A 15,608-nucleotide genomic window follows, 5' to 3' on the forward strand; every position below is an offset into this window, starting at 1 on the left:
CTTGTCCAACTTCCCTCAGCCGCGCCGGCGGCAGTTTCCGGGAGGCACATGGCACCGACATATTCCCACCGTCACGGACGCGCGCGCGGCCCCGGCCGCGCCGGAGTTCCATCATGAGCAAGATGGAACAGCATCTGGACGCCACGCTGGAACAGATCCTCGAACTGGCGCGCTGGGCGCCCAGCGGCGACAATACCCAGCCATGGCGCTTCGAGATCCTCGACGCGCGCCGCCTGATCGTGCACGGCCACGACACGCGCGACCACTGCGTCTACGACCTCGACGGCCACCCCAGCCAGCTCTCGCTCGGCGCGCTGCTCGAGACGATGGCCATCGCCGCCAGCAGTTTCGGGCTGGAAATGCAGGTGGCGCGCCGGCCCGAGGCGCCCGAGGCGCGCCCCACGTTCGTGGTCGACTTCGCGCCGGCGGCGCTGCCCGGCGCCGATCCGCTGGCCGACTTCATCCTGCCGCGCAGCGTGCAGCGCCGTCCGCTGAGCCGGCGTCCGCTGACGCCGGTCGAGAAGGCGGCGCTGACGGCCAGCCTGCCGCCGGGCTTCGGCGTGACCTGGATCGAGGGCGGCGCGCGGCTGGCGGCGGCGCGGCTGATGTACCGCAACGCCAAGCTGCGGCTGACGATGCCGGAGGCGCACCAGGTGCATCGCGCCGTCATCGAATGGGACGCGCGCTACAGCGAGGACCGCATCCCCGACCAGGCGCTGGGCGTGGACGCGGTGACCACCAGGCTGATGCGGTGGATCATGCGCGACTGGCGCCGCGTGGAATTTTTCAACACTTGGCTGGCCGGAACGGTGGCGCCGCGCCTGCAGATGGACCTGATCCCTGGCCTGGCCTGCGCCGCCCACTTCGTGCTGACGGCCGCGCAAGCCCCGCGCCGCACCGACGACTACGTGGCCGCCGGCCGCGCCATGCAGCGCTTCTGGCTGACGGCCACGGCGCAGGGCCTGCAACTGCAGCCGGAACTGACGCCGCTGATTTTTTCGCGCTACGTGCGCGAGGGCCGGGTGTTTTCCGGCAAGCCCGGCATGCAGGCGCGCGCGGCCGGGCTGGCGCGCCAGGGCGAGCTGCTGGTGGGCAAGCAGGCGTGGGAGTCGGCCGTTTTCATGGGCCGCATCGGCGCCGGCGAGCCGGCCGCCGCGCGCTCGACGCGCAAGCCGCTGAGCGCGCTGCTGGTGGGCGCGGCCGACGCCCGGAGCCGCTGATGCGCGCCATCAAGCCGGCGCAGATCGCCGTCTTCCTGGGCCTGCTGGCGCTGATCCTGGCGCTGGGCGTGGGCGCCACCGCGCTGCTGCTGGGCGGCTTGCCGCTGGGCGACTTCCGCGGCGTGGCGCTGCTGCTGGCGGCCGCGCTGCTGAGCTGTCTGTCGGCCTTGCTGGTGTACCGCTGCTTCCTGTGGGCCATGCCGCTGCGCGAGGGCGAGGTGGCGGAAAATTCGCGCCACGAGCTGGTGGCCAACGTCAACTTCCTGTTCTACCTGCTGCTGTTCAACTCGCTGATCCGCACGCACTTCATTCCGGTGCCGATCATGCGGCTGGTCTACCTGGCGCTGGGCGCGCGGCTGGGCGCCAACACCTACAGCGCCGGCGCCCTGCTCGATCCGCCGCTGACGCGCATCGGCGCCAACACCATTATCGGCCACGACGCGGCGATCTTCGCGCACGTGATCGAAGGCGCCAAGCTCGAGTTCAAAGCGGTCGTCATCGGCGACGGCGTCACCATCGGCGCGACGGCGGTGGTGATGGCCGGCGCGCGCATCGGCGACCACGCCATCGTCTCGGCCGGCGCCGTGGTCACCAAGGACACGCTGATCGGCGCCGGCGAAACCTGGGGCGGGGTTCCCGCGCGCAAGATCAAATCGGCGCCGGCGGCCCGCGTCGGATCGGCTTGAGCGGGACCGGACGCCGGCGCGGTTGACGGGATTTTTTACGCCCGTTTTTTTAGGCAACACGCGGCGCGGCGCAAGCCCTTGAATCCACAGGCTTCGTCGATGCTGGCAGGGGTTTTGCTGAAGAGGTGGAGCGACCTTGACTTCCAGGGTCTTCTATTTCTTGGGGAACAGCTATGAACTATTACAAACCCGCCACCATCCTCGCCGCCGCGCTGGCGGCACCATTGGCCGCGGTCGCCGGCCCCGTGGTCGGCCTCGATCCCACCGGCACCGGCAGCTACACCACCTACGCCGACCTGTGGACCAACGTCACCGACACCGCCGTGGTCACCGGCTTCGTCAACGGCGCCACCGCGCCCTACGTGACCGAGCTGCACACGCAGACCAAAATCGGCACCATGAGCAACAGCAACACCGGCGCCCTGGTCACGCCAGCCGGCCTCAACAGCAGCTTCGAGCTGACCAAGATCGTGCGCTTCCAGGAGCTGGTCACGTCGCAGACCAGCACCACCGCCACCTTCGGGCTGCCGGCGTCGCAGTCGGCGGCGATGGACGTCGATCCGACCCGCGCCGGCGTGCAAAACTTCGCCGTGTACTTCGACCGCCTCACGCCCAGCGGAGCCAGCGCCGCCGTGCCAGGCAACGGCTCGGGTACCGTGCGCTGCTATGGCGCCGGCATCACCGGCGGGCTGGCCAACGGCTGCGGCGGCGGCGCCGACCTGGACGGCGACGGCGTCATGATCCTGTCGGGCCACCTGGTGTTCAACGTCGCCAGCTTCAACAGCACCGGTTCGGTCGGCACCGGCTCGTTCGACACCCGCTTCATGATCGATTATGTCGACCCCGCCTATCTCGACCTGGTCACCGGCTCGGTGATCCAGGACAAGTTCACCGGCACCACCAACGTGCCTTCGTTCTTCACGCCGACGTCGATGTGGGACGGCGCCACGCCCACCACGGTGCCGTTCCTCAAGGTGGATTCCTCGCAATCGTTCGCCGCGGCCGTGCCGGAACCGGGCACCGTGGCGATCATCGGGCTGGGCCTGGCCGGGCTGGCGCTGAGCAAGCGCCGCAAGGCCAATCCGCCGGCCTGATCCCTTGGCCCCGGCGGTGTCACCTCCGGCGTTTTGCGACGGACCCGGCGCTTGCCGCGGTCCGTTTTTTTTGTTGACGGATTTTTTTACAATGATTGCAAGAATTAAGTGTCGCCCCCGCGCAAGTGTTTGATTTCTTTCGGTTCACGTTGCTTGGCAAGGGTCTTGCTCTATTGCCCATAAGATCCCGATTTCCGGGTTCCATCACACTCCAGGAGCCATCATGAAATTCTTCAAGCCTACGCTGACCGCCATGACCATCGCCGCCGCCTTGACCGCGCCGCTGAGCGCCAGCGCCGGCCCCACCGTCGGCCTCGACATCACCGGCACCGCCAACTACACCACCTACGCCGACCTGTGGACCAACGTCACCGACACCGGCCTGGCGACCGGCTTCATCCCCGGCATCACCGTCGGCCCCGGCGGCGACGCGCCCTACCTGACCGAGTTGCGGTCGCAGATGGTCATCGGCACCATGTCCAACAGCAACACGCCGGCCATCGTCACGCCGGGCGGCCTCAACACCACGTTCGAGATCAGCAAGGTGGTGCGCTTCCAGGAACTGGTCGACGCCCAGACGCCGACCACCGCCCACTTCACGCTGCCGGCGTCGCAAGCGGCCGCGATGGACGTCGATCCGCTGCACGCGGGCGTGCAGAACATCGCCATCTACTTCGACCGCATCACCGACGGCGTCGGCAGCAGCCGCGCGGTGCCGGGCAACGGCGGCGACACCGTGCGCTGCTACGGCACCGGTTCGACCTCGACCGGTTGCGGCACCTCGCCCGGCGACACCGACGGCGACGGCATCATCATCATGTCGGGCCACCTGGTGTTCAACGACGCCAGCTTCACGGCCAGCGGCACGGTCGGCACCGGCTCGTTCGATTCGCGCTTCATGATCGATTACGTCGACCCGGCCTACCTGGACATCGTCACCGGCTCGATCTTCCAGGACAAGGTGACCGGCACCACCAACGTCCCCTCGTTCTTCCAGCCGACGATGATGTGGGACGGCGCCACGCCCACCACGGTGCCGTTCCTGAAGGTCGATTCGTCACAGAGCTTTGCGGCGGTCGCGGTGCCGGAGCCGGGCACGCTGGCCATCATGGGCCTGGGCATCGCCGGCTTGGCGATGGGCAGCCGCCGCAAGGTTCTGGTCGTCGACAAATCCTGATCCGCCGCCCCGCGACGGGCCCCGGCGCCAGCGCCGTGGCCCGTTTTTTTTCGTCCGCGTTTTTTCGCCGGGCTCCAGCCGCCAGGTCACAGCGGCAACAGTTTCAGCAGCAGGCTGGCCAGCCGGGCGCCGGCGTCGTAACGGACGAACTGCTCGGCCACCTTGCGCGCCGACGCCCGCGCGCCCGGTTGCTCGAGCAGGTCGATGGCGGCGCGGCGCAGTTCCTCCTCGCTCAAGCGGTCCGAGCGCAGCAACGCGCCGGCGCCGCTGGCCACCACGCCGGCCATGTTCAGGTATTGGTCGAGATTGCCCGCGATGCCCAGCACCGGCACGCACGCGCCCAGCGCCTGCTGGCTGGTCGGGCTGCCGCCGTTGCACACGACCAGGCTGGAGCGGCGCGCCGCCTCGATGCCGGGCAGATACGGCGCCACGCGCGCGTTGGGCGGCGCCGGCCCCGTCGCGCCATGGCCGGCGGTCGCCGCGATCACGCTCACCGGCAACGGCGCCAGCGCCTGCAACACGCGCGGCAACAGCGCGCCCTGCCCCGAACTGCCCAGGGTCACGTACACGATCGGCCGTCCGGCCGGCAACCCGTCCCACCAGTCCGGCAACGGCGTCGGCGGCGACCAGGTCACCGGCCCCAGATAACAATGGTTGGCAGGCAGGTTGGTCGCCGGGAACATCTCGGGAATATCGGCATACAGCACATGGTCGGCGTCGGTGTAAACGCGGCGCAAATCGTAACCGAGCGGCGGCAGCCCGTAGGCGCGCCGCACCTGGTTGAGCGGCACGCTGTGCAGCGCGAACGCCAGCGGCCGCGCCAGCCTGAACAGGGGGTCGGCCAGCGCGATCGGCAACACGCGCGACAGGCCGATCGCCGGCACACGGTACCGTTGCCGCACGTAGGGACTCCAGTAGGCGTTGATCAGGCCCACGTACGGCACCCCGGCCAGGCGCGCGCTGACCGACAACGACAGCCGGAAGTCGCCGATCACGACGTGGGGCCGCGCCTCGCGCAACAGGCGCAGGTCGTCCTCGACATAGCGGCGCAAGGTGGCGGCGTCGTACACCGGCTTGCCGGCGGCCAGCGCCGCCAGGAAACGCGCGCTGGAAATGCTGTCGATTTGCCAGCGGCGCACGTCGCTTCCCTCGAAGAACATTTCATAGCCGGGCGCGCAGGCGAGGTCGACCTCGTAGCGGCCGCGGTCGAGCGTGGCGGCCAGCGCCAGCGGGCGTCCCACGTGCGCCAACGTCACGGCCTCGGCCACAAACAAGATCTTTTTACGGTCCATAGCGCCAGCTTGAAGTGTGGTATGGGACGGCGTTTGAGCACGCGCAAACGTGCAGCTTAGACCTAGATCAACATCGCCCTTGCCACATGCATATATTTTTCCTATTGGCACGCTAGAAACGCGCGCCACGCACCGCCCGCGTCGACGCATCGGCGCCCAACGTTGGGAACCGCCCCTCGATGTTCAATTTCGAACGTTCCGGCCTGAGCCAGAAACTGACCATCATTTCCGTCCTGTCCACCGGCAGCGCCTTGCTGCTGGTCTTCATCGCATTTGCCGTCACGTCCGTGCTCAGCCACACGGACGACGAGCGTAAGCAACTCTCGGCGCTGGCCGGCGTGATCGGCAACAACAGCATGATCGCGCTATCGCGCGGCGACCGCAAGCAAGCTGAGCAGACGCTGGCGACGCTCGGGGCCGAGGACGACATCCTGCAGGCGGCCCTGTACGACGGCGACGGCAAGCTGCTGGCGCGCTACCGGTCCGACCAGTTGCCGGCCGAACAGGAGGCGCCGGACCAGTTGGCGCCGCCCGACCCGGACGCGGCGCGCCAGGACGTGCGCAGCGAACGCACCGGTCCGCCGTGGGCGCCGGCGATGCGGCTGCACCGCGCCGTGCCCGGGCGCGACAAGCCGGCCGGCACCGTGCTGATCGAGCGCGCCCAGGCGCGCATCTGGATCGACATCCTGAAGAACCTGGGCGCGGCGGCGGTCGCGGCGGTGCTGTCGTTCATGACGGCCTTGCTGATGGCGGCGCGTTTCAAGGGCAGCGTGGCCGAGCCGGTGGCCAAGCTGATCGCGGCGGCCCAGCAGGTCAGCCGCGGCCAGCCGACCGAGCGCATCAGCCACCAGCGCAGCGACGAGCTCGGCGCGCTGATCGACAGCTTCAACGACATGCTGGCCCAGGTCGAGGCGCGCGACGGCGCGCTGGCGCAGTACCGCGACCAGCTCGAACGCCAGGTCGGCGTGCGCACCGAGCAGCTGGAAAAGGCCAAGAACGCGGCCGAGGCGGCCAGCCAGGCCAAGAGCGCCTTCCTGGCCACGATGAGCCACGAGATCCGCACGCCGATGAACGGCGTGCTGGGCATGACCGAGCTATTGTTGGCCACGCGCCTGAGCGAGCAGCAGCGCCACTACACCAGCATGGTCAAGCGTTCCGGCGAGCACCTGCTGGTGATCATCAACGACATCCTCGACTTCTCCAAGATCGAGGCCGGCAAGCTGACGGTCGAATACATCCAGTTCAATTTCCGCGATTTGCTCGACGATATAGAAAACGTTTTCGCGCCGCAGGCGCAGGCCAAGGGCATCCGGCTGGAGCTGGCGGTCGCCAACGACATCCCGGTGGCCATCCACGGCGACCCCAACCGCTTGCGCCAGGTCATCTTCAATCTGTTGGGCAACGCCATCAAATTCACCGAGAGCGGCAAGATCACCGTCAAGGTCGCCGTGGTGCGGGAGGACACGCAAACCGTCGGCCTGCGCTTCGAGGTGCACGACACCGGCATCGGCGTCTCGAGCGAGGCGCGCTCGCGCATATTCGATTCCTTCTCGCAAGCGGACGGCTCGACCACGCGCAAACACGGCGGCACCGGCCTCGGCTTGGCGATCTCAAAACAACTGGTGGAGCTCATGGGCGGCACGATAGGCGTCGATCATGCGTTAACTCAAGGGTCGATCTTTTGGTTTGCCGTAAATTTCGATAAACCACGCGTCGATGTCGACGATTTTTCCACCACCAACCTGGGAATACGCGCTTTGCTTGTTGACGAAAACCCCACCAGCCGCGCCGAGCTGGAACGGCGGCTGACGGCCTGGCGCGTGCACAGCACCTGCGCCTCCGCCACGCAGGCACTGCAGCATTTGCGCCAGGCGGCGGCCGCCGGCCAGCCGTACGACGTCGCGCTGCTCGACATGGAATTGCCGCGCACCAGCGGACTGGCGCTGGCGGCGGCGATCCACGCCGACGCCAGCCTGTCGGCCACGCGGCTGTTGTTATTGAGCACGGAGCGCAACGCCGCCGACCGCGTCCAGCAACGCGAGGCCGGGGTCGCCTTTCAACTGATCAAGCCGCCGCGCGAGTGCGACCTGTACGACTGCGTCGTCGCCCAAACCAACAGCGCCGAACCGGCGCGCGAGGCGCCGCCGCCCCCGGCGGCCCGGGCCGCGCCGGCCTTGCCGTCGGCCGGCGAGCGGCCGATCCAGCTGCCGCACACGGGCGCGGCCTCGCCGGCGGCGCCGCCGCTGTCGACGCTCAGCTCGAGCACCGCGCTGCCGGCCCAGCGCGCGCGCAAGGGACGCAAGGTGCTGTTGGCCGAGGACAATCCGGTCAACGTCGAAGTGGCCAGCGCGATGCTCGAAGGCCTGGGCCTGGACGTCAGCCGCGCCTGCAACGGCCAGGAGGCGCTGCGCTCGGTGCAGGCCGGCGATTTCGACCTGATCCTGATGGACTGCCAGATGCCGGTGATGGACGGCTTCGCCGCCACCACCGAGATCCGCCGCCACGAACAACAACGCGGCCGCTCGCGCAGCCTGCCGATCATCGCCATCACCGCCAACGCGCTGCAGGGCGACCGCGAATCGTGCCTGGCCGCCGGCATGGACGATTACCTGAGCAAGCCGTTCACGCAGCAGGCGCTGGGGCAGACCATCGGCCGCTGGATCACGCTGCCGCGCGTGGCGCCGGCGCCGCCGGACGCCGCGCCGGCAACCGACGATCCGGCGGACCGGCCCGCAGCGCCGGCCGCCGCCCTGGCCGTCGCCACGCCGGCGGTCGCTGCGGTGGCGCCGCCCGCCGCCGCGCCGCCGCAGGAATCGCTGATCAACCGGCAAGCGCTGAAAAACATCCGCGCCCTCAGCACCGGCAACGGCGAGGCGCTGCTCGAACGGGTGCTGCACGCCTATCTGGAGGACACGCCGATGCATTTGCGCACCATCCGGTCGGCGATCGACAGCGGCAGCACCGTGCAAATGCGCAAGGCCGCGCACAGCCTCAAATCCAGCAGCGCCAACGTCGGCGCCGACGCGCTGGCGCAACGCTGCAAGGAAATGGAACAACTCGGCCGCAACGACACCACAGCGGGCGCCGCCGCCCTGCTCGATGATATGGAACGATCTTTCCAGGCCGTGCGGCAGGCATTGGGAGCTATCCTGGAAAAGGAAATTTGATATGGCAACGCCCTTCTCTCCCAAGCGCGGTCTGGTGCTGGTCGCCGACGACGATCCCGTGATGCGCCTGCTGATGCTGGAAATGCTGGCCCAGGTCGGCCTCGACGCCATCGAGGCCGAGGACGGCGTGCAGGCGCTGGCGTGCTACCAGAACCTGGCGCCGGACCTGGTGTTGCTCGACGTGGAAATGCCCGGCATGGACGGCTTTGCCGTGTGCCGCGAGATCCGCCGGCTGGAAACCCACGCGGTCGTGCCCATCATCATGGTCACCGGCGGCGACGAGCTCGAATCGGTGACCAAGGCCTACGAGGCCGGCGCCACGGATTTCGTCTCCAAGCCGATCAACTGGCCGATCCTGGGCCACCGCGTGCTGTACGTGCTGCGCGCCAGCGACGCCATCACCCGCCTGCGCATCGCCGACGCCCACCACCGCGCGGTGCTGGCGGCCATCCCCGACACCTTCTTCCGCATGAACAAGGACGGTTTCTACCTGGACTACGAGCAGGGCCACGAGGCCAGCAGCGTGTTCTCGAGCGACAATTGCGTCGGCCGCCACCTGAACCAGGTGCTGCCGGAGGACATCGCCACCCACATGCTGGAGGAGGTGCGCACGGTGCTCGAGACCCAGCACATCCGCTCGCTCGACTACGAATTGCCGATCGCCGGCCCGGCCCAGCGCGTGCGCCACGGCGAGCACGCGGTGCCGCCGCCGGTGCGCCATTTCGAGGCGCGGCTGGTGGCCACCGGTCCCGACGAGGTGCTGGGCCTGGTGCGCGACATCAGCGAGCGCAAGCGCACGGAGGAGCAGATCCGCCGCCTGGCCTACTGCGACAGCCTGACCGGCATCCCCAACCGCCAAGCCTTCCTCGAAACGCTGGAGGCCGAACTGGCGCGCTCGCGCAAGGGCAACAAGAAATTCGCCGTGCTGTTCATGGACCTGGACGCCTTCAAGCGCATCAACGACACCTTGGGCCACGACGTCGGCGACCATTTGCTGATGGCCGTGTCGGAGCGGCTGCGCGAGACCACGCGCCCGAGCGACCTGGTCTCGCGCACCGAGGTCGGCGGCAACAACCTGGCGCGCCTGGGCGGCGACGAATTCACCATCCTGATCCCCGACCTGGAGCGGGTCGAGAACGCGCTCAACGTCGCGCACCGGGTCAAGGAAGCGATGCGCCGGCCGTTCCTGATCGACGCCCACGAAATCTTCGTCACGGCCAGCATCGGCATCTCGCTGTATCCGGAGGACGGCGAGGATTGCAACTCGCTGCTCAAGTACGCCGACACGGCGATGTACCACGCCAAGAACTGCGGCAAGAACAACGCCAAGCTGTACAGCTCGTCGCTGACGATGCAGATCATGAGCCACGTCAAGCTCGAGGTAGGCCTGCGCAAGGCCTTGCAGAACGACGAGCTGTATCTGCTGTACCAGCCGCAGATCGACGTCGCCAGCGCGCAGATCGTCGGCGTCGAGGCGCTGGTGCGCTGGCGCCACCCGGAGCGCGGCGTCATCTCGCCGACCGAGTTCATTCCGCTGGCCGAGGAGACCGGCCTGATCGTGCCGATCGGCGAATGGGTGCTGCGCACGGCGTGCCGGCAGGCGATGGCGTGGCAAGCGGCCGGCAAGCAGCCGCTGCGGGTGGCCGTCAATTTGTCGGCCAAGCAATTCAAGGACGAGAACCTGACGCAGATCGTCATGTCGGCGCTGGATGACACGGGGCTGCCGGCCGACTTGCTGGAGCTGGAGTTGACCGAGGGCACGCTGATGGATGATGCGCGCGCCACCATGGTCACCCTGGAGCAGTTGCGCGGCATCGGTGTGTATCTGTCGATCGACGACTTCGGCACGGGGTATTCGTCGATGAACTATCTCAAGCGTTTCGACGTGCGGGCGCTCAAGATCGACAAGAGCTTTATTTGTGGGTTGCCGCAGGATTCGGAGAACGCTGCCATCACGCGCGCCATCATCGCCATGGCGCACGGGTTGAAGATGTCGGTGGTGGCCGAGGGTGTGGAGACCGATGCGCAGTTGGTGTTGCTGGAGGAGTATGGCTGCGATATGGTGCAGGGGTATTACCTGGGGCACCCGTCGCCGCCGGAGTCGATTAGCTTGATGCTGAGTAATCAGTGGGCGTTGGCGGCGCCGGCGGTTTAGTACTCGCCACGCGCCGCCGGCCTGCACACATGGCGGATTACGGCGTGCCGCCTAATCCGCCCTACGTGTTTCCGTGGCTCGGCACGTTTTCATCCACCGCTCAGAGGACGCCGTCGCGCTTCATCGCGGCGATGTCGTCGTCGTTGTAGCCCAGCGAGCGCAGCACTTCATCGTTGTGCTCGCCCAGCGCCGGCCCTATCCATTGCGTGCGGCCCGGCGTGGCCGACAGCTTGGGCGAGATCGCCGGCAGCTTGACCGGCGTGCCATCGGCGAACTGGTGTTGCTCGAACATGCCGCGCGCAAGGAACTGCGGATCGGTCATCATGTCGCGCACCGAATAAATCTTCCCGGCCGGTACGTCGGCCGCCTTCAACACCGTCAGCGCGCTGTCGATGTCCTGCGTGTCGCACCAGGCCTGGATCGCGTCGTCGATCTCCTGGGTGCGCAGCACGCGGCCGTCGTTGCGCTCCAGCTGCGGGTCGCCGGCCAGGTCGATGCGGCCCATGGCCAGCATCAGCCGCTTGAAGATGGCGTCGCCATTGCCGGCGATGACGATGTTCTCGCCGTCGCGAGTGGTGTAGGTGTTGGATGGCACGATGCCCGGCAACGCGCCGCCGGTGCGCTCGCGCACCACGCCGGCATGGTCGTACTCCGGCACCAGCGATTCCATCAGGTTGAACACCGATTCGTACAGCGCCACGTCGACCATCTGGCCCTCGCCCTCGAGCCTGCCGCCGGTGGCGTCGCGGTGGCGCAGCGCCATCATCGCGCCGATCACGCCGTGCAGCGCCGCGACCGAGTCGCCGATCGATACGCCCACCCGCACCGGCGGCCGGTCGGCGTGGCCGGAGACGTAACGCAAGCCGCCCATCGACTCGCCGATGGCGCCAAAGCCCGGCAGATCCTTCATCGGCCCCGTCTGGCCGAAGCCGGACAGGCGCACCATGATGGTGGCCGGATTGATGGCCTTTAATTGCTCGTAGCCGATGCCCCATTTTTCCAGCACGCCGGGGCGGTAGTTCTCGACGATGATGTCGGCCTCGAGCGCGAGCTGGCGGGCGATGGCGCGGCCGCGCTCGCTCTTCATATTGAGCGTCAGCGATTTTTTATTGCGCGCCTGCACCGACCACCACAGCGACGTGCCATCCTTCAACACGCGCCATTTGCGGATCGGGTCGCCGCCGTCGGGCGACTCGATCTTGATCACCTCGGCGCCGAACTCGGCCAGCATGCGCGCGCAGAACGGCCCGGCGATGAGCGTGCCCAGCTCCAGCACCTTGATGCCGGCCAGGGGGCCGGAAGATTTTTGCTCTGTCATGTCGCTCTGCGATCCAGCATCGCGCGGGCGATGGTGCCGGCGTCGACGTATTCGAGCTCGCCGCCGACCGGCACGCCGCGCGCCAGACGGCTGACGGTCAGGCCGCGCGCCTTCAGCAACTCGCTGATGTAGTGTGCGGTGGCCTCGCCCTCGTTGGTGAAATTGGTCGCCAGCACCACCTCGGTGACCAGCCCGTCGGCGGCACGCGCCACCAGTTTTTCCAGGTGAATATCCTTCGGCCCGATGCCGTCGAGCGGCGACAGCCGTCCCATCAGCACGAAGTACAAGCCCTTGTAGGTCAGCGTCTGCTCGATCATCAACTGGTCGGCCGGCGTCTCGACCACGCACAGCAGGCGGCGGTCGCGCTGCTCGTCGGCGCACATGTCGCAGACGTCTTCCTCGGTGAAGGTGTTGCACAGCGCGCAGTGGTGCACGGCGCTGACGGCCTGGTGCAACGCGCGCGACAACATGTCCGCGCCTTCGCGGTCATGCTGCAGCAAATGAAACGCCATCCGTTGCGCCGACTTGGGGCCGACGCCGGGCAGACGGCGCAACGCCTCCGTCAGAAATTCCAGCGACTTGGACATGGGGCCGGGGGCCGCTCCTTAGAACGGCATCTTGAAGCCGGCCGGCAAGTTCATACCGGAGGTCAGGCCGCCCATCTTCTCGGCGGAGGTGGCCTCGGCCTTGCGCACGGCGTCGTTGAAGGCGGCCGCCACCAGGTCTTCCAGCATGTCCTTGTCGTCGGCCAGCAGCGACGGATCGATCGACACGCGCTTGACGTCGTTCTTGCAGCTCATCACCACCTTGACCAGGCCGGCGCCGGACTGGCCTTCGACCTCGATCAGGGCCAGCGCTTCCTGCGCCTTCTTCATGTTGTCCTGCATTGCTTGCGCTTGCTTCATCAAGCCTGCCAGTTGGTTCTTCATCATGATGGAGTTCTCCGTGTTTGAAAGGTAAGAAATGTGATCAGGGGGCCGCCGAAGCGGCCGGCGGCGGCACGATCGAGCCCGGGACCACCCAGGCGTCGAATTCGCGGATCATGCTGTTCACAAAGGGATCGTTGGCAATCGTTTCCTCGGCGGCGCGCTGGCAGGCGGCGCGGTGCGCCTGCGCCTCGGCGCTGGCCGTGTACCAGACGGCGCCCAGTTCGGTGTCGACGCGCACGGCGCGGCCGAAGCGTTCGGCCAGCGCCACGGTCAGCTTTTCCACGTTGCCCGGCGTGCGCCAGGTTTCGATCGGCACACGCACCTTGAAGACGGCGGCGTTGCCGTCGAAAGTACATTCGATCAACTCGGCCTGCATCGCCAACTGCTGCGCCACGCCGCGCAGCGGCAGCGCGGCGGCGACCGCCGGCCAGTTGCCGTCCCAGTCGAGCTCGGGCACCGGCGTGATGACGTAGGCGTACGGCGCCTTGGCGGGCGCCGGCGCGGCGCGGGCCGGCGCCACGAACGCCGGCACCTCGCCGGCGGCGGGCGCCGGCGACGCGGCCGGCTGGCCATATGACGACGCTGACGGCGCCTGCGGCTGGCCCTGCGCGGCCGCCGGGGCCGATTGCGCTATCGCGCTGTCGTCGGAAAATTCGGTGACCCACGGCGGCAGGTCGTCCTCGTCGTCGGCTTGCTGTGGGGCGGGCCGCGCGGCGGGCGCGGCGTATTGCGGCGCCGCTTGTTGCACCGGCGCCGGCGCCTGTTGCACCGGCTGCGCGACCTGGCGCACCGGCGCTTCCAGCACGGCGGCCTGGGCGTCGCCGCCCATGGTCGCGCCAGGCGGCATGTCTTCCCACGGTGCCGGACGCGACGGCGCGGCGGCCTGCGCGGGCGCGCCAGCGGACGGCGCCGGCGGCGTGTAAGACGCGCTCGGCGCTTGCGGCTGCGGCGGCGCGGCCGGAGTCATCATCTGGGGCGTCGCGGCAGGCTCGGAGGCGGCACCGGCAGCCGGGGCTGGCGGCGCGTTGCCGCCATAGCCACGGGCGCCGGGCTTGGAGGCCGCGCGGGCCGCTTCCAGCGCGGCGTTGATCGCGGCGCGGGCGGGGCTGATCGGTCCGGACGGCGCGGCGGCCGGCGCCGGAGCCGCCGGGGCGGGTGCCGGAGCGGGCATGGCCGCCGGTGGCGCCATGGTCGCGGCAGGCGCCGGCGCAGGGGCCGGAGCGGGCGCGGCGACCGGGGCCGGCGGCGGCTGCAGCTCGCCACGGGCCATCGCGGCGGCGGCGCCTGCGACCACCGCCGGCGGCGTCATGCTGGCGTGGTTGGCCTGCACATGCGACGCGGCGCGCGCGGGCGGCGCGGCGGCGGCGCGGGCGGCAGCCACCGCCGCCGGACGCGACACCGCCGGCGCACCCGCCGGTTGTCCCTCGGCCCCGCCTACGCCGGGCCGAAAGGCCAGCATGCGCAGCAAGGTCATCGAGAAGCCGGCGTATTCATCCGGCGCCAAACCCAATTCATTGCGTCCGTGCACGGCGATCTGATAATACAGTTGCACTTCCTCCGCGTCGAACGCGGCGGCCAGACGCACGATATCGGCGTGCTCCGGCAAATCCTCCGGCAAGGCGGCCGGCACCGTCTGCGCCAGCGCGATGCGGTGCAGCAAGGTACCCAGATCCTGCAGGGCGCCGTTGTACGACAGGCTGCGCGTGGCCATTTCGTCGGCCACCGCCAGCAGGTCGGCGCCGTCCTGCGCGGCCAGCGCGTCGAGCAGGCGGATCAGATAGGACTGGTCCAGCGCGCCGAGCATGCCCTGCACCGCGTCGAGCGTCACCTCGCCGGCCGCGTAAGCGATCGCCTGGTCGGTCAGCGACAGCGCGTCGCGCATCGAGCCGTGGGCGCCAGCGGCCAGCAGGCGCAAGGCCGGCTGCTCGAAGGTGATGCCCTCCTGCCCCAGGATATTTTCCAGGTGGCCGATGATGTGGCCCGGCGGCATCTGCTTCAGGTTAAATTGCAGGCAGCGCGACAGCACCGTGACCGGAATCTTTTGCGGATCGGTGGTCGCCAGGATGAATTTGACGTGCTCGGGCGGCTCCTCCAGCGTCTTCAGCATCGAGTTGAAGGCGTGGTTGGTCAGCATGTGCACCTCGTCGATCATATAGACCTTGAAGCGCGCATTGCTCGGCGCATACACCGCCTGCTCCAGCAGCTGCGCCATCTCGTCCACGCCCCGGTTCGACGCCGCGTCCATCTCGATGTAATCGACAAACCGGCCGGCATCGATCGCCGTGCACGCCTCGCACACGCCGCAAGGAGTGGGCGTGATGCCGCCGTTGCCGTCCGGACCGACGCAATTGAGCGACTTGGCCAGGATGCGCGACAAGGTCGTCTTGCCGACGCCGCGCGTACCGGTGAACAGGTAGGCGTGGTGCAGGCGGCCGCTGTGCAGCGCGTGCGTGAGCGCGCGCACGACGTGCTCCTGGCCGACGAGCGTTTCGAAGTTCTTGGGGCGGTATTTACGGGCGAGGACTTGATAGGACATGCTGGATTTTACCGTAGATAGCGGGAGCGAAGGG

The 15,608-nt window shown here is 68.5% G+C and carries 11 protein-coding genes; 6 read left to right on the forward strand and 5 right to left on the reverse strand.

Annotated elements, in window-relative coordinates; translation table 11 throughout:
• Positions 1 to 113: 113 nt before the first annotated feature.
• The 4 genes from JOD97_RS16470 to JOD97_RS16485 all read left to right on the forward strand — a co-directional run bounded on the left by JOD97_RS16470 (position 114) and on the right by JOD97_RS16485 (position 4,177).
• On the forward strand, positions 114 to 1,220 hold the full coding sequence (locus tag JOD97_RS16470) for a nitroreductase family protein (protein ID WP_209719903.1): 1,107 nt from the start codon (positions 114 to 116) through the stop codon (positions 1,218 to 1,220).
• The gene (locus tag JOD97_RS16475; protein ID WP_209719906.1) at positions 1,220 to 1,906 is read left to right on the forward strand and encodes a DapH/DapD/GlmU-related protein; all 687 of its coding nucleotides are present in this window, start codon (positions 1,220 to 1,222) and stop codon (positions 1,904 to 1,906) included. Before JOD97_RS16470 ends, JOD97_RS16475 begins: the two co-directional genes overlap by 1 nt.
• Positions 1,907 to 2,079: 173 nt before the next feature.
• On the forward strand, positions 2,080 to 3,000 hold the full coding sequence (locus tag JOD97_RS16480; protein ID WP_209719909.1) for a PEP-CTERM sorting domain-containing protein: 921 nt from the start codon (positions 2,080 to 2,082) through the stop codon (positions 2,998 to 3,000).
• Between the two features lie 223 nt (positions 3,001 to 3,223).
• On the forward strand, positions 3,224 to 4,177 hold the full coding sequence (locus JOD97_RS16485; protein ID WP_209719912.1) for a PEP-CTERM sorting domain-containing protein: 954 nt from the start codon (positions 3,224 to 3,226) through the stop codon (positions 4,175 to 4,177).
• 86 nt (positions 4,178 to 4,263) lie between these two features.
• Here the strand turns inward: JOD97_RS16485 and JOD97_RS16490 are convergent, their stop codons facing one another.
• Positions 4,264 to 5,469 carry a glycosyltransferase gene (locus tag JOD97_RS16490; RefSeq protein ID WP_209719915.1) on the reverse strand — a complete coding sequence of 402 codons (1,206 nt, stop codon included), beginning with the start codon at positions 5,467 to 5,469 and terminating at the stop codon, positions 4,264 to 4,266.
• Positions 5,470 to 5,648: 179 nt separating this feature from the next.
• Here JOD97_RS16490 and JOD97_RS16495 point away from each other — a divergent pair, with 179 nt between their 5' ends.
• Positions 5,649 to 8,636, forward strand: a complete 2,988-nt coding sequence (locus JOD97_RS16495; protein WP_209719919.1) for a response regulator — start codon at positions 5,649 to 5,651, stop codon at positions 8,634 to 8,636.
• A 1-nt stretch (position 8,637) separates the two neighbouring features.
• A complete protein-coding gene (locus JOD97_RS16500; protein ID WP_209719922.1) occupies positions 8,638 to 10,791 on the forward strand; it encodes a bifunctional diguanylate cyclase/phosphodiesterase in 2,154 nt (717 codons plus the stop codon).
• 100 nt (positions 10,792 to 10,891) lie between these two features.
• Here JOD97_RS16500 and JOD97_RS16505 read toward each other — a convergent pair whose 3' ends face one another.
• Genes JOD97_RS16505 through dnaX form a run of 4 tightly spaced genes read right to left on the reverse strand, consistent with a single transcriptional unit; the run spans position 10,892 to position 15,574 of the window.
• Positions 10,892 to 12,109 (reverse strand): CaiB/BaiF CoA-transferase family protein, encoded by a 1,218-nt coding sequence (locus tag JOD97_RS16505; protein ID WP_209719924.1) that lies wholly within the window; start codon positions 12,107 to 12,109, stop codon positions 10,892 to 10,894.
• Positions 12,106 to 12,696: a recombination mediator RecR gene (gene recR / locus JOD97_RS16510; RefSeq protein ID WP_209719927.1), complete on the reverse strand. Its 591-nt coding sequence runs from the start codon at positions 12,694 to 12,696 to the stop codon at positions 12,106 to 12,108. Before recR ends, JOD97_RS16505 begins: the two co-directional genes overlap by 4 nt.
• Positions 12,697 to 12,714: 18 nt before the next feature.
• The gene (locus JOD97_RS16515) at positions 12,715 to 13,041 is read right to left on the reverse strand and encodes a YbaB/EbfC family nucleoid-associated protein (RefSeq protein WP_209719930.1); all 327 of its coding nucleotides are present in this window, start codon (positions 13,039 to 13,041) and stop codon (positions 12,715 to 12,717) included.
• Positions 13,042 to 13,078: 37 nt separating this feature from the next.
• Positions 13,079 to 15,574: a DNA polymerase III subunit gamma/tau gene (dnaX, locus tag JOD97_RS16520; RefSeq protein ID WP_209719933.1), complete on the reverse strand. Its 2,496-nt coding sequence runs from the start codon at positions 15,572 to 15,574 to the stop codon at positions 13,079 to 13,081.
• Positions 15,575 to 15,608 lie beyond the last annotated feature (34 nt).

It is taken from the genome of Duganella sp. 1411, from assembly GCF_017833525.1.
In the GTDB taxonomy this organism is placed as follows: domain Bacteria; phylum Pseudomonadota; class Gammaproteobacteria; order Burkholderiales; family Burkholderiaceae_D; genus Rugamonas.